Raw genomic sequence first — 23,318 nt, 5'->3', positions numbered from 1 at the left:
CCTGGGCCGGTTAACCGAGATTCCGGACGATCCGCGGGCCGAGCACGTTGGCAACGGACAGGGGGAGCCGTTGCCACATGCGGATGGCGCGCTGGTACTTCGGATTCAACGGGTTGTTGTCGGGCACCTTGTCGCCACGGTGCAGCTGGAACTCGTAGTACAGCGGTTGCGGCTCGAACCCCCAGTTCTTCTTGAAACTCCAGGAGCCCGTGCCCTGCTTGCTGCGGCCGTAGTCGAACAGGCGATAGCCGGCCTCGCAGCCACGGCGCATCAACTCCCAGTAGAGGAAGTCATAGCCCGCCACATCCCGTGCCAGCGGCATGCCGGCGCCGTAGTAAGGCATGACCTCGTCGCGGAAATAGAACGTCATCACGCTGGCGACGGGCTCGTCGCCCCGGTGCACCGCGAGAATGCGACAGGCGTCACCGAACACGTCCAGCAGGGTCTGGAAGTACCTCTTGCTGAACACCGGCGTTCCCATCCGGTGGACGTTCTGGGCGTAGATCCGGAAGAACCGGTCGACATCGTCATCGAACGCGCTGGTGAGCCCCGCCTTCATGCCCTGGCGCACCATGCGGCGCTGCTTGCGCGGAATCGCCTGCATGTTGGCGTCCACGTCCGGCTCGATGGCCTTGCGGAAGGTGACGTAGAGCTCCTTGGTGGGCCAGTCGTCGTGCCGCGGCTCCATGTTGCGGTACTCCAGGTGATCCACGCCGCACTCGGCGGCGTAGGCCTGGGCTGCCGCGTCCAGGGCAATGGCCGCCTCACCGGTGTCCGCCGCGATCCCGCCGTAGACGCAGAACGGCAGCGACACCAGCTGATCACCGAACAGCAGGCTGCGTACCCGCGCCAGGGGCAGCACGCCCTCGATACGCCCGTCACGGGTTGCCATGAGGAACCGGGTGCGGTGACCGAAAGCGCGCTCGATCACGGTCTGCCAGCCGGCGCGGTGGCAGAACGTGGCCCGGGGACACGCCTCGACGAAGGCGTCCCAGCGGTCGTGGTCCTGTGCGGTCAGTTCGCTGATTTCGATGGAAGCGGACGTCATGGCTGCGCGATCACCCTGTCGGTCTCCATCCCGCGCGCGGCCACCTGCGCAGGCGGGACATCCAGTGAATGGTCGAGCACGTCGGCGTAGACGGTGCGCAGTGGCGCCCAGGCAAAGTCCGTCAGCAGGCGCTGGAGACGGTGTTCGGTGCGCGCCAGGTTCACGTAGTGACGGAACCGGGTCCGGGCGCTGACACCAGGAATGCGCGGCTGCCCCGGGTCGATCTCCCACGGGTGCAGGTAGAAGATGCCGGCAGCTCCCTCCTGGCGATTGACCCGCTGCAGCGCCCGGCGGAACACGCTGTAAGGCAGGAGACGGAAGTAGCCGCCGCCCGCCGCAGGCAGGTTGCGGCCGGCAAGCCGAACCGTGGTCAACGGCAGCTCGGTCACACCGTCGTTGCCCAGGGGCTGGAACGGCTCCCGGGGCGCCTCCGGCATGCCGTAGTGATCGTGCTGCACGGGATAGACGCTGGAGCTGTAGCGGTGACCGGTCTCGCGCAGGATGCGCAGGACGTGCAGGTTGTCCGCGCCGATGGAGAAACTGGGCGCGCGGTAGCCGTCCACGGCCACGCCACCGGTGTCCTCCAGCACCCCCTTGGCGCGCAGGATGTCGTCCCGGAACGCCGCATCGTCCAGCTCCGTGACGCGGTGGTGCCAGTAACCGTGGCTGGCCAGCTCGTGGCCGCCGGCGACAATACGCCGGATCAGCGCCGGGCAGCGCTCGGCCACCCACCCGAGGGTGAAGAAGGTGGCCTTCACGCCCGCGCCATCAAGGAGTGCCAGCAAGCGGTCGGTGTTGGCTTCCACCCGGCACGGCATGCGCTCCCACTGGTCACGGGGGACATGCGGCTCCATGGCCGAGACCTGGAAGTAGTCCTCCACGTCGAAGGTCATGGCGTTGGCGACAGGCGCGCTCATCAGGCCGGCTTCCGACGGTTGACCATGGTCAGGATCTGGCGGGACAGCTTGGAGGTGTACACCACGTAACGCTCCAGCCGGGAAACCCGGGAATCCAGCCGCTCCAGCCGCGCGGAAACGGCTGCATCATCGATATCCGCAGCGCCCGGTTCCGCCAGCATCTGCCCGTTGCCGCCGCCGTTGATCTCCTCGGTCTTGACCCCGAACGCCGACCGTGGCGCCAGGAAGTCCTGCTCCATCTCCCGCGCCACCTCGCCCACGGCATTCTCGTCGAGGGTATGGAGCTCCTCGAGGAACCCCATGAGCATGACCCGGTCGCACAATGTGTTGATCCGCCGCGGTACACCGTCAGTGGCCTCGTGGAGCACACGGTAGGCCTCGGGCGTGAATTCCGGGTCGTTCTGCCAGCCCACCCGGCGCAGGCGATGCTCGATGTAGGCCTGGGTCTCCTCCAGGTCCATGGGCCCCAGGTGGTAGGTGGCGATCACGCGCTGGCGGAGCTGGCGCATGCTCGGGCTCTGCAGCGTGGCACGGAACTCCGGCTGCCCCAGCAGAAAGCTCTGCAGCAGGGAGCCCCAGCGGGTCTGGAAGTTGGAGAGCATCCGCAGCTCCTCCACCGCCGCGGGATCGAGGTTCTGCGCTTCATCCACCACCAGCAGCGCACGCTTGCCGGCGCGCTGGCAATCCATCAGATACGCTTCCAGGTCCCGCAGCAGGGTCGCCTTGGAGCCCTCGTCGGGCAGGCCGAAGGCGCCGCAAACGGCGCGCAGCATGTCGTCGGCATTGAGCTGGGTGCTCACCAGCTGCACGGCCAGCAGCGTATCGGTATCCAGGTGCTCGAACAGGTTGCGGACCAGCGTGGTCTTGCCCGCGCCCACCTCGCCGGTGATCACGATGAAGCCCTCGGCCTGGTGCACGCCGTACTCCAGGTAGGCCATGGCGCGTTGATGACCGCGGCTGCCGTAGAAGAACGCCGGGTCCGGGTTGAGCTGGAACGGTTTGCCGCTCAGGTTGTAGAAATGTTCGTACATGCCGACTCCAAGGGCCTGCCTGTGCTGACGTCACGCCACCCCGCGCAACCTGCCGGCGTCAGAACGTCATCAGCAGGCTTGCGGTGATCGCGTTCTCGCGGTAGTCCCGGGGCGTATCCCCGTCTCCGGACCGGTTCTGATGCCGGTAGAAGACGGAGCCCCGTACGTTTTGTCCGATATCGTGGTTGACGCCGAACCGGGCGCTCCACAGCCTCTCCCGGTCGCCCTCCGACTCCAGGAACGTTGCACGCGCGTAGCGCAGCGACGCCTCGTAGGTGGTCCGGGGGCCGAGATCCCAGGAGAGCCGTCCACGCACGCCGGTCTGTTCCTGACTGCGCTGCGTGGTCACCGCGGTGGTCTGCAGGAATTCACGCTCGGAGTGGAATGCCTGCAGCGTCCAGCGGCTCCTGGGCAATGTATAGGTCACCGACGCCTGGGCACGCTCGAAGATGGAGACCTCCTCACGACTGATGACCAGGGGCTCTGCCTCGGGGAAGGTCCCCGGCGGGAGCCCGAGCAGTTCGTCCAGCGACACCTCCGTATCCACCTGATTGGTGGAGATCTGCTCGCCATAGGTTGCCGACCAGACCGTGTTGCGTCTCCGGTGCTGCAGGCTGAGACTCCTGGTCCGGCCGAAGAAACGGTCGCCGTAACTCGCTTCCAGGGAGGTATTCCTGGTGGGCGCCCAACCGAAGCCCGCTTCCCAGAAGGAGCCATCCCGATCGTCCAGGTCTGACTCGAACCGATTGCGCTCCTCGCCGACGGTGCCGAAGACACGGAACGTGGGGCTGAGCTGCCGCCCGAGCGTGCCGGAAACGGTTTCGAAGATGACCTCGTCGCCAAGCCCTTCCTGCTCTTCGAGCTGCGCCGACCGCCGGTAGCGGATCTCCTGCCGGTCGTAGTTCATGCTCCAGAACGTCTGCCCGAACAACGGCCCGCTATCCACGTCCACCTCGTACAGCTCACGGTTGAAGTCACGCGAGATACCGGACCCGTAAAGCGTGCGCTCGTATCCGTAACGGGCCGTCGCGTCTGCAACCCGGCCAAACCGCTGCGTGACGTAGGGGCTGATCCCCCACGTGGTGATCTCCGTCCCTCCCGGGCCGACACCTTCGTCGAGCGCCGTCGGATCCAGCAGGGAAAACGCCTGCTCGCGGCGGCGGCCGTAGACGTCCAGAAAGAGAAAGTCCTCGGCCAGCTCCGCGTTGCCTCTTGCGTTGAGCAGATGGGTTGCGTCGTTGCGGTCGCTGTTACGGGCGTAATACGAGTTCCGCAGCGTGTAATCCGCCGCACCACGAATCCGGTTACCGTCAGCCCGCGCCGAAATACCCGGCGACACCCGGAAGATCATGTCGTGTTGCTCCTCGCCCGGCGGAGCCAGATTGACGTTGTCCGTCACCGTCGTGCTCAGGTTCAGCCGCGGCGTGATGGTGTAGGGGCTCTCCTGCTGCGCCCAGGCCGTGCCGGACCCGAGGCCGATCATGCAGGCTCCGGCCAGCACCACCAGGCGCCGTGCCCGCCGAAGACCAAGCGGCAGAGAAACCAAGACTCAGGTCCCGTAGTAGGAGCCGTAATAGCCATGGGTGTAGCGCATCCCCGGCAGCGGCTTGGTCTTGTTGAGCAGCGGCAGCACCACCTCGCACCCCTCGAGCTGCTCGATGGCCCGAACGGTTGCATCCTGAGGCGTGTGTTCGGCCTCCACCACGAATACGATCTGCCCCATGTGCTGGGCCAGCACGCTGGCCTCACTGGTAGCCAGCAGCGGTGGCGTGTCAAAGAGGATGATGCGGTCCGGGTACCGTGCACTCATCTCCGCCACGAGCTGTTCCATATCGCGGCTGGCCAGCATTTCGTTGGCGCGCGGATAGGTCTTGCCGGCAGGCATGAGCGTGAGATTGTCGATGTCGGTCCGGATCAGCGCGTCCGAGAAATCGATGGAGTCGTCGGCCAGCAGGTCCAGCAGGCCGGACCCTTCGCTTTCAACACCGAGGTAGCCGAGAATCGACGGCCGCGCCACGTCGGCATCCACCAGCAGCACCGTGCGGTCGAACTCCATGGCGATACTCATGGCGAGATTGATGGTGGAGAAGCTCTTGCCCTCCCGCGGCAGCGCGCTGGTCACCATGACGAGATTGCCGTGATGGATGGCGTCCTCCCCGGTGGCAAAGGCGCCGGCGAGAATCGGGCGCTTGACCAGGCGGAACTCCTCGGCCAGCTGGCTGCGGCCACCGGCTGGATCGATCAGGCCCAGTTCGGCCAGGCGCGCGCGGGAGATCTCGGCGTAGCGCTGCGTTGTCGTGGCACGCTGGCCTGCGACACCCGCCTCGGCCGGAGCCGCGCCATTACCCGCCGCAGCGCCGGATTCGGCGTCCGGTTGACCGGCATCCGGACGCACCCGCGCCATGGCCTGCTCCACCCGGGAAGGTCCGGCTTCACCGGCGCTGTCAGCGTTGACCGAGGCAATCCGCTCACCGTCATCTTCGCGGGCCTTGCGCTGCTTGCTGATGGCTTTTTCGATAATGCTCATTCCGGGTCCTTCCTATAATGCCGGGTCTGGACGCGCTTACGTCAGGAAGTACGAGGCAATGACGGCCGCGTACACCAGCAACAACGCACCGATGGCGATGAGAAACGCCATGTGCCCCAGTCTCCGGCGCCAGCGCGAGCGATGGGTGTCCACGTAGGACACCGCGCCCAGGACCGGACGCCCGGTAATCTCCGCCAGCTTCTGACGTGACGTCACGGTGCTGCGCAACTGTGCCAGCAGGAACGCCAGGCCGGCCCCGGCCCCCACGCCGAGGATCAGGGCCGCACTGGCCAGCAGTGGCCGGTTCGGGTCGGTGGGACTGCTGGGCACCCGCGGGGGGTCGATCACGCGGAAGTCGACAGCGTCCGTCTGCGTCTCCACCTGGCCGGACATGAACGCTTGCTCACGCCGCCGGAGCAACTGCTCGTAGTTGGACTGGATCACGCTCTTGTCACGCATCAGCGACGCGTATTCGGATTCGATCTGCGGAATCCGGTCCACGGCTTCGTTCAGGCGCGCCAGGCGCTCCTGGAACTCCTCGACACGCGCCTCCAGGGTGGACACCTGGCTCTCGGCCTCGCTCAGGCTGAGCCGCATCTGCTGCTGGAACAGATCCTCGCGATCGGAGCTACCGCCACCGGCGGCGATCTGCTCCTCGCGCTCGGCCTTGCGGTCCTCGAGAATGCGGCGCGTGGACGCCACTTCAGGGTGTTGGTCGGTATAACGCTGCTGGAGGTCATCCAGGCGGTTCTCCAGCTCCCGGATACGCTCCTGCAACGCCGGGTCCACCGGGCCGTCCGCATCCGCCGCCGAAGCCGTCTCCAGCTGGGACTCGTAGGTGTCACGACGGTTGCGGGCTTCGCGCAGATCCAGCCGCGCCTGCTCGAGCTGGTCTTCCAGGCGCTCGACCCGGTTGTAGTAGCTCCCGCTCTGGCCGGGCGTCAGCCCGGCGTGATCGCGCTTGAACTCCTCGATCTCGGTTTCCTTGTCGGCCAGCTGCTCGCGGTAGTTCTCGATCTGGTTCTCGATGAAGCGCTGCGAACTCGCCAGATCCGTGCGTCCACCGCCGATACCGCCTTCCATGAACATGTTCACCAGCGTCTGCACCACTTCCTGGGCCTTGTCCGGGTCCCGGCTGGTGTAGCGGATGGTGTAGACGTTGTCGCGGCTGCCCACGCCGGACAGGCGGATCGAGCTGGAGAGATCATCGATAATGCGCTGGCGGTCGGCGTCGGAGTCGGCCTGCAGGTCCAGCTCCGTCTCACTCACCACGTGCTCGAGATTGCTGCGTGACAGCAGTGTGCGCGTCATCATCCGCACCCGCTGCTCGGTGTTGGGTGTGACTGTCATGCCACTGAGCAGGGGCTGCAGCACCGAGTCGGTATTGACGTAGATCTGCGCGGACGCCTGATACCGGTCAGGCAGGGAATCCACCCAGAACCAGCCCGCCACCGCGACCACCCAGGCGACAGGCACGATGAACCACCGCCGCTGCCAGACCTTGCGGATCTGAAGAAGGATTTCCTCGAATAACCTGTCCATAGCACTCTACTCGTACGACTCGAACCACACCGAATACCCGGTCAGAAGAAGCTCTCGGGAATGACCAGCACATCCCCCGGCAGCATCGGCACGTTGGCCGCGATGTCGCCGCGATTGACGAGATCGTCCAACCGGACGTTGTAGATGTTCTCTTCGCCGTTCTCCTCGCGCACGATGATGGCGCGGTTGCCGGCGGCGAATTCCGTGAGCCCGCCCACCTCGATCATCACGTCCATGACGGACATGTGCTCGCGGTACTGCACGGCCTGCGGCTGAGCCGCCTGACCGATGACGCGGACCTGCTGGTGATACGGGCCTACAAAGCCCGTAACAATGACCGTGACCACGGGGTCGCGCAGATAGGTGCGGAGGTCTTCCTCGATATCCCGGGCAAGCTGGGTGGGCGTCTTGTCGCTGGCATCCAGATCTTCCACGAGCGGTGTCGTGATCATGCCGTCGGGCCGCACCGGCACGACCATGGACAGCTCGGGATTGCCCCAGACAATAATGTTGAGGCTGTCGCCCGGACCGACCAGGTAACTGCGATCCTCGGGGATATCCACTTCGGAAGGCGCCGGAGGGTGACTGACCGTGCCACACCCCGCCAGGAAGAGAAGCGCTAACGCGGCAACAATGCCAGGACGGACGAACGTCCGAGCACGGCCCCTGATCGATGGAATCTGCATCCGTTCACCACCTGTTCTTGTTTGGATGCCCACAGCGGCCGCCCCATGGCCGGGGTGACGTACCGCACCTGTCATCAAGGAGCCAAGCCCGCCACTCGGCCTCCCTGACGGCGGAATACCCGACCGTTCAGGACGCTTGGAGTCGCACCTTCATCCGACTCGTCAACGGCCTGCTCGACCACCCTTATGGGTGCAACGTAACCCAGAAATGTGAACTAGTCCACAGAAAAGGGGTGCTCAAACACGTTACGCGCTATAATTGCTCGCGAGAGATGTCGACGTTCTTTACACCCTCCTGATCCCACCGTGCAGAGGATCACTCAGGGCATTGATTTCCAAGGGCTGGCACCGATCCTGCTATGTCCTTCCCCGAGACCGCCCCGTCCGGCATGAGCCGTCCGGGCCTTGATCGCGGTTTGGCAGCGCTACCGCACAAGCGGCCAGCATCCCCTGCACAACAACATGAAAAAGGGTGAGTTGCATGGACGCCGATACGTTAGCGGCGAGTTTTCACAGTTTCTTCCGCGTGTCCCTTGCGACCTCCCCCGAGGAGCGTGAGCGCCTGGCGCGCGTGCGCTACGAGGTCTACTGCCGGGAGTTCGGCTACGAGCGGGAGGAGGACTGCCCGAACGGCATGGAGACGGATGAGCATGACGAACACGCCATCCATGGCCAGGTCGTTCACCTCAGCACCAACAGCCTCGCCGGCTGCGTGCGGCTGATCAGCCCCCGTAGGGACGAACCGCTGCCGCTGGAGACCGTCTGGCAGGGGTCACTGAACCACCGCAGCCGCAGCCCGGCCGTCATGCAGCGCGAAGACATCTGCGAAATCTCGCGCCTCGCCGTCCCCCGCGCCTTCAGGCGCCGGCCCAACGAGCGGGAAACCCCGATCGGTGATATCCAGGGCCTCGCCTTCTCCTCCGAGGAAATCCGCACCTTCCCCATGATTTCCGTCGGTCTGTTCCTGACGGCGATCTCTCTTGCCAACGCCTGCAACCGGCCCAATATCTTCGCTATCATGGAGCCACGCCTCGCGCGGTTACTCTCGCGCTCGGGCTTGCACTTCATGCGCATCGGGGATATCAAGGACTATCACGGGCACCGCGCGCCTTACCATCTCCACCACGACGACGCCATGCTGCACCTGAGGCAGGAGCTACACTGCCTCTATGACGATATCACCAATCGTCTCAGCGAAGATCTCGCCATACTGGATCACGTTTGAAACGGAATTGCCGATAACTGACACATGACAGCTTCGTCTTTTGACTACGGGACCGCCCTGACACGCAACCTGGGCTGGGTCACCGCGGATGAACAGGCCCGGCTTCGGGCCACGCGGGTCGCCATCGCCGGTATGGGCGGGGTCGGAGGCAGCCACCTTCTGACGCTGGCGAGGCTGGGCATCGGCCACTTTCACCTGGCCGACTTCGACCACTTCGAACTCCACAACATGAACCGACAGGCCGGGGCCACTGTCTCACAGCTGGGCCGGGCGAAGGTCGACGTCATGGCGGAGATGGCCCGGGACATCAACCCGGAACTCCACCTCACCACGTTCCCCGAAGGGGTCACCGAGGGCAACGTCGATGCCTTCCTGGACGGTGTGGACGTCTACGTGGACGGGCTCGACTTCTTCGCGCTCGATATCCGGCAGACTGTCTTCGCCGAGTGCCGTGCGCGGGGTATTCCCGCCGTGACGGCGGCTCCGCTCGGCATGGGTACGGCACTGCTCGTGTTCACCAGCGGCAGTCCCAGCTTCGAGGACTATTTTCAGCTGGATGGCCATCCGCCCGGAGAACAGGCCTTGCGGTTTGCCATGGGCCTGGCCCCGACATCGCAGCAGTTCACCTATCTGGCGGAAGCCGGCCACGTGGATCTTCCCAACCAGCGCGGCCCCTCCACCGCCATGGCGTGTGAACTGTGTGCCGGTGTGGTCGGCACCGAGGTGCTAAAACTGGTATTGAATCGCGGCCGGATCCGGGCCGTGCCCTGGGTGACGCATTTCGACGCCTACCTGGGGCGGCTGCGCAAGACGTGGCGACCCGGCGGCAACCGCAATCCGCTGCAACGACTGCTGCTCGCTCTGGCCCGGCGCCGCTTCGGCTGATCCGGGGCTCCGGGCCGCGGCGGTCTCGCAAGTGACTCGTCACCGGAACACCGAACGGCGCGGAGTACAACCATGTTCAGCCATCGCACAAGCGCACTCTTCCCCCTGGCAGGGCTGGCGGCTCTGGCCCTGCCGCTCATGCTGCTTCCAGCCGGGGCCCTCGCGGAGTCCGAGGAGGCCCGCGAACTCGCCCGACAGGTCCACGAGCGCCCCGAGGGCGACGATGCCACCACGACCGGGACCATGACGCTGCAGGAGGAAGGCGGCCGCGAGCGCGTCCGGGAAACCGTGGACTACCGGCTGGACCTGGACGACGGCACCCGGCTGTCCATGATCCGCTTTCTCAGCCCGGGCGACGTGCGGGACACCGGGCTGCTGATGCATGAACACCCCGACGGATCGAGCGACCAGTGGCTCTACCTGCCGGCGGCGGACACCACACGCCGGGTTGCCTCGGGGCGCCGCGGCGGTCGCTTCGTGGGATCCGACCTCTACTTCGAGGATCTGGAAGACCGCAACCCGAAACTCGACACCCACCGCATCACCGGTGAAGACGAGTACGAGGGCACGCCGGTCACGGTCATGGAGAGCATCCCGAAGGACGCTGACGAGTCGGTCTACGACAAGCGGGTGAGCTGGATTCACGAACAAACCATGATCCCCCTGCGCATCGACTTCTACGAAGACGGAGACGAGCCCACCAAGCGCTGGGAGGTGGGCCGCATCGACAGGATCCAGGACTACTGGACCATCATGACCACCACCGTGACCGACCTGGCCTCCGGCCACAGCACCACGCTGCGGGTGGATGACGTCATCTACGACCGGGGGCTGACCGAGGACCTGTTCGAGACCCGCGTTCTGTCCGATCCGGCCCGGGAATCCCGGCACCGGCCCTGATACTCCACGAGAGAGGCTTCAACCATGGCGGCACGACGACTCTGCCCGGGATGGCTTGCGCTGTGCATTCTTGGCGCCCTGATGCTGTTGCCCGGCCCCATTCTGATGGAGATGGACCTGGACAACGCACCGGAGGCGTACTTCCCGGAGGACGCCCCGGCAGTGATCGCGGACGATCGCGTCCGTGCCGCCTTTCCCCAGGATCAGGTCATTGTCGCGCTGCTGCGTGGCGACGACATCTACGAGGCCGAATGGCTGGAGCGTCTGGACGCCGCCTCGCGCGAGATGGAGCGTCTCGGGCCGGTGGAGCGGGTACTCTCGGTCACCCAGGCGGACCACATCGTCCCCACCGAGGACGGCTTCTCGGTGGAGACGCTGGTGGACGCCAGCGAACTGGATGCGCGCTCCGCCGACGAGTGGCGCGAGCGGGTGCTCGGCGACCGGTTTGCGCCGGACCTGCTGGCGGGCAGTGGTGGCGACACCCTCGCCCTGGTGGTGCGCCCGCACCCCATGGACAACAGCCTCCAGCGACTGGAACTGGAGGACAGCCTGCGTGACACCCTGACCAGCCACGGCCTGGATGACCGGCTTGCCGGCATCGCCGGGCACGTGGCGCTGGACGTGGCGCAGCTCCGGGCGATGCTCACGGGAACGGCGCTGTTCGTACCGGCGACCACGCTGATCGGCCTGATCGTCATCGGCTTCCTGTTCCGGCGCTGGCTCGCCGTGGGCATTGCGGCGGTCACCGTTGGCGGCGTGGTCAACGGTGCCCTGGTGGCGCTGGTGCTCATGGGCGCGCCCTACACGCTGATCACCTCCATCGTGCCACCCCTGCTGTCCGCCCTGACCATCGCCATGCTGGTGCACCTGTTCACGGCGGCCAGCCACCAGGCACGCCGGGGCGTGAATGGTCCGGAGCGGGCGCAGCGCGCCCTGGATGCCATCCGTCGGCCGGTGTTCTACATGGGCATCACCACCGTGGTCGCCCTGCTCACACTCACCCTGAGCCCGATCCGGCCGGTGGCGGCCTTTGGCCTGGTCAGCGCCGTGGGGATTCTGCTGGCGGTGCTGCTGGTGCTGTACGTGGTGCCCGGCATTCTCGCCCGCTGGGACCGCCGCGACTGGCACCAGGGCGCCGGCGGACACACCATCAACCGGGTCACGCGGGCCCTGTCGGCACTGGCCATCCGCCGGGCCGGCTGGGTGGTGGCGATCACCCTGCTCATCCTCGCCGCTGGCCTGCCGCAGATCCGGCACGTCATGGTGGAGACGGACCTTTACGCCTTCTTCAAGGAGGACCACCCGGTCATCCAGGCGACCCGGGAGGTGGAAACCAGCCTCTCCGGCGTCATGCCGCTGGAGGTGGTGTTCGACACCGGTGAATACGATGGCGCAACCGATCCGGCGCTGCTGGCGGACCTGAAATCACTGCAGGACCGCCTGGACGCGCGGCCGGAAGTGGACTTCAGCCTGTCCCTGGCCGACATGGTCGAGGAGATGCACTGGGCCTTCAATGAAGGCGATCCGGACTACCGCGCCCTGCCGGACTCCGCCCCCCTCATCAGCCAGTATCTGTTCGTCTATGACGGCCGTGATCTGCACGACGTGGTGGATCGCGACCTGCAGCAGACCCGCATTCTCATGAATCTCAACATCCACGGCGCGCGGGAGCTCAATCTGTTCATGGACGACGTGCGCGACGCCGTGCGCAGCGAAGTGGGCGACGACGCGGTGGAGTATTGGGATCTCGCCGGCATGGGCCGGCTGTTCGCCGACCAGGAAACGCTGCTGATCCAGGGCCAGCTGCGCAGCCTCATTGCCGTGGTCATTCTCATGTCGGCGCTGATGCTGCTGTTCTGGCGCTCGTTCACCGCGGCCGGCATCACCATGATCCCGAATCTCGCGCCCATCGCCGCCATCTTCTCGGTCATGGGCATTCTCGGCATCTGGCTGGACATGGCCACGGCCCTGGTGGCGAGTGTGGCCGTCGGCATTGCCGTGGACGACACCGTGCACACCTACCACCAGTTCCGCAAACACCGGCTCGCAGGCAGCTCAACGGTGGCGGCCCTGGCCCGGACCTACCGGCGAAGCGGCCGGGCGGTCACCGCGACCACACTGATCCTGTGCGCCCAGTTCCTGATCCTGGGCCTGTCGGATTTTCTGCCACTGGTGGCCTTCGGGCTGCTCACCGCCCTGGGGCTGGTGGCGGCGTGGCTGTTCGACCTGCTGCTGCTGCCGGCCTTGCTGACCCTGTGGGCGAGACGGCAGGAGCGGCGGGCGTAGCTGGGGCGGGACGGTGGATGTAAACATCCACCCTACGCAGATGGTGCCGCGCCACGCCGGCCGGCATCGACGGGGGTGAACATCCGCCCACGCGGGCGGTGCCGTGCCACGTCGACCGGTGTCGGTGGACGTCGCCGCCCCCTGCGCCGGCGGCATTACGCCATGCCGGCCGGCATCGACGGGGGTGAACATCCGCCCCATGCGGGCGGTGCCGTGCCACGTCGACCGGTGTCGGTGGACGTCGCCGCCCCCTGCGCCGGCGGCATTACGCCATGCCGCATGGCCTCCCGTAGGGTGGACCTTCAGGTCCACCATGGATCACAAAAAAACCGCCACCCGAAACGGGTGGCGGTTATCTTTACAGTCGATCCGGCGCGCTGTTCGAATCAGGCAGCGAGGTCCTGATCAGCTTTCCGGCGGCGGTGGGCAACAAAGGCCAGACCCACCAGACCAAGACCCAGCAGCATCACCGCGCTCGGCTCCGGAACCTGGAAGCGGGCCGTGGTGTTCAGCTCGGTCTGGCGTACCCAGACGGTTTCACCCTGATACTCACCTTCGATGAGATCTTCGTCGCCATCGACGTTGGTATCCAGACGCCAGTGGATCGGCACCTCGGCTCCGGTCGAAGCGATGTCATAGAAGCTGTCGCCGGTGGCAGCATCACGGAAGAAGTTCTGGATGAAGTCCTGCTCATCCGCGCTGAACCCGCCGTTCGCGAGGAAGTCGAAGTTCACCCGCCCTTCCAGAACCAGGTTGGCAATGCTGCCGCTGGAACCAGTGACATCGATGCTGAGCACCTGCAGCCGCTCGCCTTCGTACTCGAAGAAGTAGTCGAAGGTGCCGCTGGTGAAGTTCACCGCTGCGTTGTTCAGATCGTCACCACTCCCCGAGACAACCTGCCCCGCAAGATCATAATCGAAGGTCATGCCCCAATTATTACCCTGCCAGTCATCCGGGGAGGCGGCGAAGCCATTCCCGCCAGCGAGGCTGGCCGCCGGAACAAAGCCCGCGATGTTCCTCTGATCATCAGACGGTGTCTGAATGGAACCATTCGTGATGCTGACGTCGCCAAGCACGTCGGACCGGTTCGTATCGAAGACCGGGGTGCCGGGCCCGATGTCCCCGGGGCTGGAGGCCTGGTAGATCGAGGTAGCCAACGTATCCAGGGACCCCATCGAGTTGAAGTCCTGAGTCCGCGTGCTCCCGCTGTTGTTGGGGTCACCGGCATTGGGAAGGCCAAGCCCTCCACCGCCGCCCAGATCCAGGTAGAACGGGCCGGCGACCGCAGCCGAGGAGCTGGCCAGCCCGACTACCCCTGCCAAAAACATTTGCTTCATCATTTTGCGTTACTCCTTGGCTATCGCGCCGTGCGGTTGACTGTTTCAACCGTTCATTTGCAGGAAGCGTTCCAGGTCGCAAAAAATCACGTAACCAACTGTTTTAATGGCATTTAAAAAAAAGGCGACCGTGTCGCAACACGGCCGCCCCATTCCCTTGTAAAGGCCTGCGACACCCGCCGCCCCTAGGGCAGGGACTCCAGGGCCTCGCGGGCACGCTCCTGTCCGTCGAACTCCGTCTCCGACAGGCGCTGCAAGAGTGGCCGGGCATCGTCTGCGCGGTCGTTACGCACATAGAGCTCCGCCAGATCCAGCGTCAGGGCGGGCGCATCCCCCTCGGACTCCCCTTCAAGGCTTTCAAGGTGTGTAATGGCATCCGACACCTTGCCGTTCTCCACCAGGGCCATGGCGAGGGTGTGGCGGACGTTGGCCGCGTCCGGCGCCAGTTCATGCGCGCGCTCCGCCAGACGCAGCGCCCGTTGCGGCTCCGACTCCCGCAACGTCCACGCCAGGTTGTTGAGCGCGACCACGTCGTCCGGATTGATCGCGATCAGATCCTCGTAGAGCTCCGTGGCCCCGGACTCGTCCACTTCAGCGCGCAGCTGCGCCAGCAGGTGCAGCGTGGCGCCGGAGACGTTGGCGCGGCCCTCGTCCGCAACCCAGCTCTCCAGGTGGTCCCGGGCCGCGTCGCCGTCGCCGTTGGCCCGGTACGCGCGCGCCAGATCCCGGGCGGTGCTGTCGTCCGGTTCCAGGGCGTGTGCCCGCTCGACACGCGCCACGGCAACGTCCAGGTCACCCGCACCGCGGGCGACGCGCGCCCCTTCACGCAAGGCGGCGCGGTCTTCTCCCCGCGCGTCGATCATCTGCTGATAGGCCTCTTCGGCAGCACCGTGATCCCCGCGCTCGGACAACAGGCGCATCAACAGAACGCGCGGCTCTTCCGCATCGGGCGCATCCTCGATTGCCTGCCGGGTAACCTGTTCGGCGTCGTCATAGCGCTCCGACTGCACCAGGGCACGCGCGTGCAGCACCAGGATGCCGTCACCGCCACCATTCATGGCCCGCACGCGCTCGAACGTGTCGGCAGCCTCGTCCGGGCGCCCCGCCGCCAGTAACGCTTCCCCGCGCAGGCGCTGGAAGTCCGGGTTCTCCCCGTGGGCATCCTCGATGGGCTCCAGCGTCGCCAGCGCCGTCTCCGGATCATCGCTGAACAGGGCATGACGCGCCTTGAGCATGCGCGGCCGCACCGCCTCCGGATGATCCTCGATGGCCTTGTTGACCAGGTGCTCGACCCGTGCGTCGTTGCCCCGCCGGGCCTCGAGACCGGCCAGCTCCAGCAGGATCTCCAGTGAGCCCGGCGAGTTCTCGTGGGCCTGCCGGTAGAAAGCCAGGGTCACATCCTCCCGTCCCGCCTGGGAAAACAGCTGGCCGATGTTGCGGATGGCGCTGATATTCTCCGGGTCGCGCTGCAGGACCTCACGGAAAGCGTCCAGGGCCGCGTCACCCTCGCCGCGGGCGATGTGAACGCCGCCCTTGAGGTTGAAGACTTCCGGGTCTTCCGGATAGGCCTCGGCCAGGGCTTCCACTTTCTCCAGGGCCTCGCCGTAGTTGCTGGCGTTAATGGCGCTGACCACAGCATCGTACTCCTCGCGGGAGGGGCGCGGATGGTCACCATCCCCCGTATCGCGCTCGGGCACGATATCTTCACCACCGCCGTCGTCCTGGAGGCCGGAGAGCGCCGTACGCACGAAACTGCCGTCTCCGGCCTGGACACCGTTGGCAAGCGCCCGGCGCATGGCCAGGGCGCGCTGATCACCCGGATGTTCCTCCAGATGCCGGTCGATCAGCTGCCCCGCACGCTCCTCGTTCCCCCGCCCGTGGGCGATGGCGATACGCATGAGGCTGCTGGCCGCATCCATGCCGTTGATGGTGTTGTAGCGGTCGAGCTGGTACTCGGACTGGTCCAGGCGGCCCGCCTCGCCGTGAATGGCCGCCAGGAACAGCCGGGGCGCGGCAAACCCGTCGGTGCGGCTGATCGCCTGTTCCATGGAGGTCTGGGCGCTGCGACGCTCACCCCGGCGCAGCTGCACCAGCCCCTCCAGGTAGGGCCCCCACGGCGCCTCACTGGCCATGCTGCGCAGCGCCGAGGCATCCTCCGCCGCCCCGTCCAGATCGCCATCCTGCAACCGCAGCAGGCCACGGCGCATGAAGTCGGTCACCTGGACGTTACCGCCACTGGCGATGACGCGGTCGAACGCGTCCTGGGCATCCCCACGGCGCCCCTGGCGCAGATGCAGGATGGCCTGGGAACGCAACGCGCCGGTATGGTTGTCGTCGGCAGCCAGGGTGCGCTGGATCCAGTACTGGGTCGCCTGCTGGTCGCCACCGGCTTCGGCGAGAAGCACCTGACCGTAGCGCGCGTCGGCAAGCCCCGGGTCGGCACGCAGGGCGAGCCGGAACTCGGCCTCCGCCTGCTCCCGGCCATTCTCGCCCATGGCGGCGCGGCCGCGCAGATAGTGCCAGTGGGCGATGTCGGTCTGGTCCAGCCCCTCGACCGCTTCCATGTCCAGCACGCGCCGGTGCTCGCCCATGGCGGCATAGACCTGTTGCAGGGCGGGCACGACGTTGCGCTCCGAATAGCCGAGATCGCGCGCCCGCTCCAGATCCCGACGCGCCCGGTCCAGCTCGCCGAGCTGCAGCTGGGTGACGCCCAGGTAGTACCGCGCCCGGGCGTGCTCCGGCTCCTCCTGGAGGACGTTGCGGAACTGGATGGCCGCGGAGTTGAGATCGCCGGCCTGGTAGTAGTCGACACCACTGCGCAGATGGTCATCCACGCTGGCACCGAACCAGGCGTCACACCCGGCCAGTGCAAGTGCCCCGGAAAGCCCCACGGCCAGTTTCCAGCGCCGCGCCACACCCGTTTGCTGCAGGGTCAGTACCGACCGCCTTGTCTTCATGATGCCTTCTCCACGCGGCCCACCGGCCGCTCATCGAACCGCTATTTCAAGCCGAACTTGTTCAACAGGCTGTAGAGCGTGGGGCGTGACACCCCGAGCACGTCCGCCGCCTGCGCGATGTTGCCGTTGGTGCGGCTCAGCGCCCGCCGGATGGCACTGGACTCCGCCTGGTCCCGCGCATCCCGCAACTTGATGGGGGCCTCGCCGTTGCTCTCGGGCACGGTAAAGCCCAGATCATCCGCGGTAATCTGCGGCCCGTCGGCCATGATCACCGCCTTGCGGATGATGTTCTCCAGCTCCCGGACGTTGCCGGGCCAGCTGTAGCGCTCGATGGCCGCCAGGGCGTCCGGCGCGAAGCCGCTGCGCCCCTTGCCGTGCTGCCGCCGGAAACGGTCCAGGAAGTGGTGCGCCAGCAGTACGGCGTCCCCGTGGCGCTCGCCCAGCGGCGGGATGTTCACGCTGAGCTCGCTGATCCGGTAGTAGAGATCCTCACGGAAGCGCCCGTCGGCCATGAGCGCGTCGAGCTTCTGGTGGGTGGCACAGACCACGCGCACGTCCACTGGAATCTCGCCGCGCCCGCCCAGCCGCTCGATCACCCGCTCCTGGAGAAAACGCAGCAGCTTGGCCTGCAGTGGCAGCGGCAGGTCTCCCACTTCGTCCAGGAACAGGGTGCCGCCCTCGGCGTACTCGATGCGGCCGATGGTCTGGCGGGTTGCCCCCGTGAAAGCGCCCTTTTCGTACCCGAACAGCTCGCTCTCCAGGAGGTTCTCCGGGATCGCGGCGCAGTTGATGGCCACGAACCGCTGGTCCCGCCGGGCGCTCAGCTGATGGACCGCACGCGCGAGGACTTCCTTGCCGGTGCCGCTGTCGCCCAGGAGCAGCACGGTGGCGTCCACCGGCGCGATCTTCTCGATCGTCTTGCACACGCGCAGCATCTGCGGATCGGCGGTGATCACCCCCTCCAGGGGCGTACCGGTTCCCTGCCGCATGAGGCGCCGGTTCTCCTCCTCCAGCTCGTAGACACGATGGGCACGCTCGGCGATCAGCTGGAGCACGTCACCGTCCACGGGCTTCTGGTAGAAATCGTAAGCGCCCCGGGCGATGGCCTGCAGGGCGTTCTCCCGGTCGTCACTGCCGGTGACCACAATGACCTTGGTCTCGGGGCGCAGACTGAGGATCTGCTCCAGCGCGGCGAGCCCCTCCGTTGCATTGGCCGGGTCCGGCGGCAGGCCGAGGTCCAGGGTGACAATGGCCGGGGAGTGCCGCTCCACCTGCGCCAGCGCCTGCTCGCGATCCTCCGCAACAAGCACCTCGAAGCCCTGGAAGCACCAGCGCAACTGGGTCTTGAGGCCCGGGTCGTCCTCAACGATAAGCAACTTGCGAACGGACTCGTCCAACATCCTCTCCTGCTCTCCGCGGCGTTTCGTTCTCCGCCTCGTTCTGTTCCTGGACGGCGGGCAGACGCATCGCGAAACACGCACCCTCGCCCGGTCGGCTGGTTGCCGAAAGATCCCCGCCCATGGCCCGGGCCACTTCCCGCGCCTCGAACACACCGATGCCCATGCCGGCGTTGCCCTTGGTGGTCTCGAACGGCCGGAACAGGCGGTCACGAAGGAAGGTCGCGTCCATCCCCTCCCCGGTGTCCTCGATGGTAAGCCGCACACCGTCACCCTCCGGCCGTGCACGCAGCATCACGGAGCCGTCCTCGGGGGTTGCCTCCTGGGCGTTCTGAACCAGGTGTTCCACGGCGGTGACGAACATCTCCCGCCCTCCGGTCAGGGTGCAGCCGACCGGGCATTCGGCGACCACCGGCCGGGGCATGGCCGTGGCGCAACGCCGCACCACCTCGTCCAGGGCGTCGCGGAGCGGGAAACGCTCGCCCTGCTGGGGCGCGTCGGCGCCACCCTTGCGCAGGTGAGCGAGAATGCGGTCCATGCGCGCCCGGGCGCTGGCCACCGTCTGCATGGCGTCGGCAACAAACTCCGGGTTGTCGGCGTGCCGCTGGGCGTTATCCACCACCAGGCCAAGCTGTGCGGAGACGTTCTTGAGGTCGTGCACCACGTAGGCGGACAAACGGTTGTAGGCGTCGAACTGACGGCTGTCCATGAGGGCGTCGGTGGCGTCCAGCAGGCCGATGTAGCTCGCCAGCTGGCGGCCCGCGGTCTTCAGCAGATCGTGGTCTTCCCAGTTGAGTTGCCGGGGCGCACGCGGCTTGCCCAGCACCACGAACCCCTGCAGCCCCTGCAGCTGCGTCATGGGCACGATGAGCCACGCACGATCGAACGCCGTCAGCCACTCCGGCAGCGCCAGGCCGTCATAGCGGGACGGATTCTCGCGGTACTCCGCCAGATCAATGACCCATTCCGTGCGCGCCAGGAAATCCGCCAGCGGACCATCGGCCTCCTCCACCACCGGGTCGGGTTCGCCGAAGTTCCAGGATTCGGCCAGGCGGAAACGGCCATCTTCCCCGCGGGTGAACAGAATGCCCCGCGGCGAGTCCATGATCGCCGCCAGAGCGATGATTGCCCGCTGGCGCAGGGGCTGTTCCACGTCCGTTGCGGACAGCGTGTCGATGAACCGCAGCCACTCGGCCCGGTAGTCGTAGCGATAGCGCAACAGATGCTTGCTGAGCAGCACCTTGAGCCGCGCCCGCGCCGCACCGGAGAAGAGAAAGGCCAGCAACAGCACCAGCGCGCCGAACAGGAACGCGGTCTGAAGGACGCCCCCCCAGGTGCCACCGACATACCGGATGTAATACCCCGCCGCCGCCATCAGCAGCAGATAGATGCCGGTGCCTCCAAGCACCACCGAGTGGAACAGCAGTTGCCGCGAGACGGTGATGGGCTGGGAAACCGCCCCGCTGCGGGCAGCGGACAGCGCCAGCAGCGGCACCACCAGCAGATTGACGATGCCGCGCGCGTCCCACACGGGCGAATGCAGGGCGCCAAACAGCGTGGCGTCGGCGTAGAGGTAGATGTCGTAGACGAACACCGCCGCCAGGCCGATGGCCAGGGGCTTGATCGCCCAACGGCGGTCGGGATGGGTATTGCGGTAGAGCTGCTCCAGCAGCATGGCGCCGATCACCGCCATGAACAGGTAAGGCAGCGGATGGCGCAGCACTTCAACGCCACTGAGGAAGCCAGGCAGCGGCAGGCTGTGCACCAGCGCCGCCAGGACCATGACGGCCATGCCGACGCCGAGCACCGCGCCCGCCACCTTCAGCACCGGCCGCGCCGCGGGCGCATTCACCAGATAGGGCTGACCCAGTATCACCAGCAGCACGCCCAGCCAGCCGGCATAACGGATGAGTTCGGCCAGGTAAGGCAGAGCCACGCCCGTGTACGCCGGCCCCTGGGCCTGGATCAGCGCCCAGACGGTGGAAGCGGCGGCACCCAGTGCGACCCAGCGCGCCAGGGCGCGGCTGCGCCACAGCACGAGCGCCACCACCGCCAGCGCCAGGAACCCCAGCGCAGCCAGCCAGTAACCGATGCTTCCCGCGTCCAGTATCACCGCTCCACCCCGTTACCGGGCTCCCTTGCCGAAGAGAACGACCTGCACGGTATCCAGCAGGATCATGACGTCGAGAAACAGCGTGTGGTTCTTGACGTAGTAGAGGTCGTACTGGAGCTTCTGGCGGGAGTCGTCCACCGAAGCGCCGTAGGCATAACGGACCTGCGCCCAGCCGGTAATGCCGGGCTTGATGCTGTGCCGGGCGTCGTAATAGGGGATCGCTTCCGTGAGTTCACGCACGAACTCGGGGCGCTCGGGCCGCGGCCCCACGAAACTCATCTGCCCCTGGAACACGTTGATGATCTGCGGCAGCTCATCGATGCGCAGCAGGCGGATGACCCGACCGACCGGGGTGATGCGGTCGTCATCCTCCGCGGCCCATCGCGCCTTGCCATCGCCCTCGGCGTCGTTGCGCATGCTCCGGAACTTGCGAATCGTGAAGACCTCGCCGCGCTCACCCACACGCTGCTGCCGATAGAACACGGGTGACCCCATGGTGGCCAGGATCGCCAGCGCCGTGATGACCATGATCGGCATGGTCACCACCAGCAGCGTGCCGCTCGCAAGGATGTCGAAGGTGCGCTTGACCAGATTGCGCAGGGTGTTGCGACGGAACCCCTCACTGAAGATGAGCCAGCTCGTGTTCAGGGAGTCCACCCGGATCTGGCCCGTTTCCCGCTCGAAGAAATCGGTGAGATAGGTCACACGCACGCCGTGGAGCCGGCACTCCAGCAGCTCACCGATCGGCAGGCCGCCGTTGCGGCGATCCCGGACACCGACAATGATCTCGTTGACGCCGTAACGGTTCACGAGATCCCAGAGGCTCTCGCCCTCCCGGCGGTCCAGCAGGCGGGATTCCGGTACGTGGTGACTCTCCTCGTTCGCGGGCACGAAACCGACCACGTCCATGCGGCGGGCGCTCGGCTGCGCCCGAACGATATCCTCCACCCGTGCGGCGCGGGTTCCCGTGCCCAGCACCAGCACTTGCGGGCGCAGCGCCTTCGCACCTTTCCAGCGGAACACCAGCAGTCGCTCCAGGGAGATCAGCACGAACGCTGCGGCAATGCCCACCGCTCCGGGGACGCCCAGCACGGCGATGGTTTCGTCGAAGCCCCGGGATACCAGACTGACCACGCCGAAGCCGACGGCACCGGCCGCCACCAGACGCGCGAGCGTCGACCCCCAGCCCTCGATGGAGGCCTGCCCGTAGACGCCCATGACCCCCATGGCAAGCAGCATGGTAAACGCCAGCAATAACGACTCGATGGCAAGGCGATCCAGGCTGGAAGGCTCGCCGGGCCCCGCCCACAGCACGGCGGCGAGGTAGACACACACGCTCAGAATGACCGCCTCAAGCGCCGCGATGAACAATGTGTTCCGCGGCACATAATGGCTGAACAACCGGATCATGCCCTTGCTTCCTCTTGTTGTTGACGCGCCGCCCTACCCGGAACACCCGCTTTCTCCGGGACCCCGCGACGAACTGCTGCCCCCTCTGCACCCGCACCAGCGCGTGGGAAGCTCCTTCACTGGACTATCGTTTGACCAAGCATATCGTTGATTCGGTCAAACATCGATATTTTTGTGAACCAGTTCACAATATAAATGCATAATACGTGTTCCACAGAAGATCAACATGAATCCGATGAAGGACGGGCGCCCATGGCCTCGACAACGCCTCGCCACCGCCACAGCCTCGCGGCAATCCTGCTCTCCACGTGCCTGCTGGTGCTTGCTCCGGGCGCTGTATCGAGCCCCCTGGAAGCCCTGCCTGACGCCATCGACGCCGTTCGTCCGTCCGTGGTGGGCATCGGCACCTACCAGCGGACGCGCTCACCGAGCACCAATCTCGAGGCCACCGGGTTCGTGATTGCCGACGGGCGGCACGTGGTGACGAATGCCCACGCCATTCCGGATACCATCGATCACGAACGGGGGGAGCAGTTCAGCGTATTCGTGGGACAGGGACGGGAAGGCAGCATCCGCCGTGCGGAGACCGTGGCCCGGGACGACGACACCGACCTCGCCATCGTCCGGTTCGAGGGTGACCCCCTGGAGCCGCTGACCCTGGGGGACGCCAGCACGGTCCGGGAGGGGGATTTCGTGGCCTTCACGGGGTACCCCATCGGCCTTGTACTGGGCCTCTACCCCGCCACCCACCGGGGCATCGTGTCGGCGATCACGCCGCTGGCCGTGCCCGCCGGGCGCGGCCGGGAGCTGGACGCACGCACGTTGAGACGGCTAAGGGACAGCCCGCCCGGCGTTTTCCAGCTGGACGCCACCGCCTACCCGGGCAACAGCGGCAGCCCGTTGTACAACCCGGTCACCCGGGAAGTGGTCGGCGTCATCAACCGCACGTTCGTGCAGGAATCCAGGGAGCGGGTGCTCAGCCACCCCAGCGGAATCTCCTATGCGGTGCCGGTGGATTTGCTGGATAATCTGCTCGACGAAGCCGATCTCCGATAAG

17 protein-coding genes are annotated in these 23,318 nt (G+C 66.3%); 5 read left to right on the top strand and 12 right to left on the bottom strand.

Annotation, left to right across the window (positions count from 1 at the left end; genetic code table 11):
• Positions 1–10 precede the first annotated feature (10 nt).
• The 7 genes from BMZ02_RS12710 to BMZ02_RS12680 form a co-directional block, all read right to left on the bottom strand.
• Positions 11–1,048: a FemAB family XrtA/PEP-CTERM system-associated protein gene (locus BMZ02_RS12710; RefSeq protein WP_091644474.1), complete on the bottom strand. Its 1,038-nt coding sequence runs from the start codon at positions 1,046–1,048 to the stop codon at positions 11–13.
• A complete protein-coding gene (locus BMZ02_RS12705) occupies positions 1,045–1,965 on the bottom strand; it encodes an XrtA system polysaccharide deacetylase (RefSeq protein ID WP_091644471.1) in 921 nt (306 codons plus the stop codon). Before BMZ02_RS12705 ends, BMZ02_RS12710 begins: the two co-directional genes overlap by 4 nt.
• On the bottom strand, positions 1,965–2,996 hold the full coding sequence (locus BMZ02_RS12700) for an XrtA/PEP-CTERM system-associated ATPase (protein WP_091644469.1): 1,032 nt from the start codon (positions 2,994–2,996) through the stop codon (positions 1,965–1,967). Before BMZ02_RS12700 ends, BMZ02_RS12705 begins: the two co-directional genes overlap by 1 nt.
• A gap of 58 nt (positions 2,997–3,054) precedes the next feature.
• Positions 3,055–4,479: a TIGR03016 family PEP-CTERM system-associated outer membrane protein gene (locus tag BMZ02_RS12695; RefSeq protein ID WP_091644466.1), complete on the bottom strand. Its 1,425-nt coding sequence runs from the start codon at positions 4,477–4,479 to the stop codon at positions 3,055–3,057.
• A 66-nt stretch (positions 4,480–4,545) separates the two neighbouring features.
• Positions 4,546–5,523: an XrtA-associated tyrosine autokinase gene (locus BMZ02_RS12690; RefSeq protein ID WP_091644464.1), complete on the bottom strand. Its 978-nt coding sequence runs from the start codon at positions 5,521–5,523 to the stop codon at positions 4,546–4,548.
• Between the two features lie 36 nt (positions 5,524–5,559).
• Positions 5,560–7,065: an XrtA system polysaccharide chain length determinant gene (locus BMZ02_RS12685; protein WP_091644461.1), complete on the bottom strand. Its 1,506-nt coding sequence runs from the start codon at positions 7,063–7,065 to the stop codon at positions 5,560–5,562.
• A gap of 41 nt (positions 7,066–7,106) precedes the next feature.
• The gene (locus BMZ02_RS12680; protein ID WP_091644458.1) at positions 7,107–7,751 is read right to left on the bottom strand and encodes an XrtA/PEP-CTERM system exopolysaccharide export protein; all 645 of its coding nucleotides are present in this window, start codon (positions 7,749–7,751) and stop codon (positions 7,107–7,109) included.
• A 481-nt stretch (positions 7,752–8,232) separates the two neighbouring features.
• On the opposite strand from BMZ02_RS12680, the gene BMZ02_RS12675 reads away from it, so the two are divergent.
• From BMZ02_RS12675 to BMZ02_RS12660, 4 genes are all read left to right on the top strand, one after another.
• Positions 8,233–8,976: a PEP-CTERM/exosortase system-associated acyltransferase gene (locus BMZ02_RS12675; RefSeq protein WP_091644455.1), complete on the top strand. Its 744-nt coding sequence runs from the start codon at positions 8,233–8,235 to the stop codon at positions 8,974–8,976.
• A gap of 24 nt (positions 8,977–9,000) precedes the next feature.
• Complete coding sequence (locus tag BMZ02_RS12670; RefSeq protein WP_091644452.1) at positions 9,001–9,861, top strand: ThiF family adenylyltransferase; 861 nt, start codon at positions 9,001–9,003, stop codon at positions 9,859–9,861.
• Between the two features lie 72 nt (positions 9,862–9,933).
• Positions 9,934–10,761 carry an outer membrane lipoprotein-sorting protein gene (locus tag BMZ02_RS12665; RefSeq protein WP_091644450.1) on the top strand — a complete coding sequence of 276 codons (828 nt, stop codon included), beginning with the start codon at positions 9,934–9,936 and terminating at the stop codon, positions 10,759–10,761.
• 24 nt (positions 10,762–10,785) lie between these two features.
• Positions 10,786–13,047 carry an efflux RND transporter permease subunit gene (locus BMZ02_RS12660; protein WP_091644447.1) on the top strand — a complete coding sequence of 754 codons (2,262 nt, stop codon included), beginning with the start codon at positions 10,786–10,788 and terminating at the stop codon, positions 13,045–13,047.
• A gap of 386 nt (positions 13,048–13,433) precedes the next feature.
• On the opposite strand, the gene BMZ02_RS12655 is transcribed toward BMZ02_RS12660, so the two are convergent.
• The 5 genes from BMZ02_RS12655 to BMZ02_RS12635 all read right to left on the bottom strand — a co-directional run bounded on the left by BMZ02_RS12655 (position 13,434) and on the right by BMZ02_RS12635 (position 22,258).
• The gene (locus BMZ02_RS12655) at positions 13,434–14,387 is read right to left on the bottom strand and encodes a PEP-CTERM sorting domain-containing protein (RefSeq protein WP_091644444.1); all 954 of its coding nucleotides are present in this window, start codon (positions 14,385–14,387) and stop codon (positions 13,434–13,436) included.
• 182 nt (positions 14,388–14,569) lie between these two features.
• On the bottom strand, positions 14,570–17,341 hold the full coding sequence (locus tag BMZ02_RS12650; RefSeq protein WP_091644441.1) for a tetratricopeptide repeat protein: 2,772 nt from the start codon (positions 17,339–17,341) through the stop codon (positions 14,570–14,572).
• A 41-nt stretch (positions 17,342–17,382) separates the two neighbouring features.
• Complete coding sequence (gene prsR, locus BMZ02_RS12645; RefSeq protein WP_425425083.1) at positions 17,383–18,738, bottom strand: PEP-CTERM-box response regulator transcription factor; 1,356 nt, start codon at positions 18,736–18,738, stop codon at positions 17,383–17,385.
• Positions 18,704–20,851, bottom strand: a complete 2,148-nt coding sequence (prsK, locus tag BMZ02_RS12640) for an XrtA/PEP-CTERM system histidine kinase PrsK (RefSeq protein WP_245754036.1) — start codon at positions 20,849–20,851, stop codon at positions 18,704–18,706. Before prsK ends, prsR begins: the two co-directional genes overlap by 35 nt.
• A gap of 12 nt (positions 20,852–20,863) precedes the next feature.
• Entirely contained in the window at positions 20,864–22,258 is a 1,395-nt protein-coding gene (locus BMZ02_RS12635; RefSeq protein ID WP_091644609.1) for a TIGR03013 family XrtA/PEP-CTERM system glycosyltransferase, read from the bottom strand.
• Positions 22,259–22,513: 255 nt separating this feature from the next.
• On the opposite strand from BMZ02_RS12635, the gene BMZ02_RS12630 reads away from it, so the two are divergent.
• Positions 22,514–23,317, top strand: coding sequence for a S1C family serine protease (locus BMZ02_RS12630; RefSeq protein WP_091644435.1), 804 nt, complete (start codon positions 22,514–22,516; stop codon positions 23,315–23,317).
• Position 23,318 lies beyond the last annotated feature (1 nt).

Origin of the sequence: Aquisalimonas asiatica (assembly GCF_900110585.1) — a bacterium.
GTDB classification, from domain to species: domain Bacteria; phylum Pseudomonadota; class Gammaproteobacteria; order Nitrococcales; family Aquisalimonadaceae; genus Aquisalimonas; species Aquisalimonas asiatica.
This window is presented reverse-complemented; position numbering and strand designations above follow the sequence as displayed.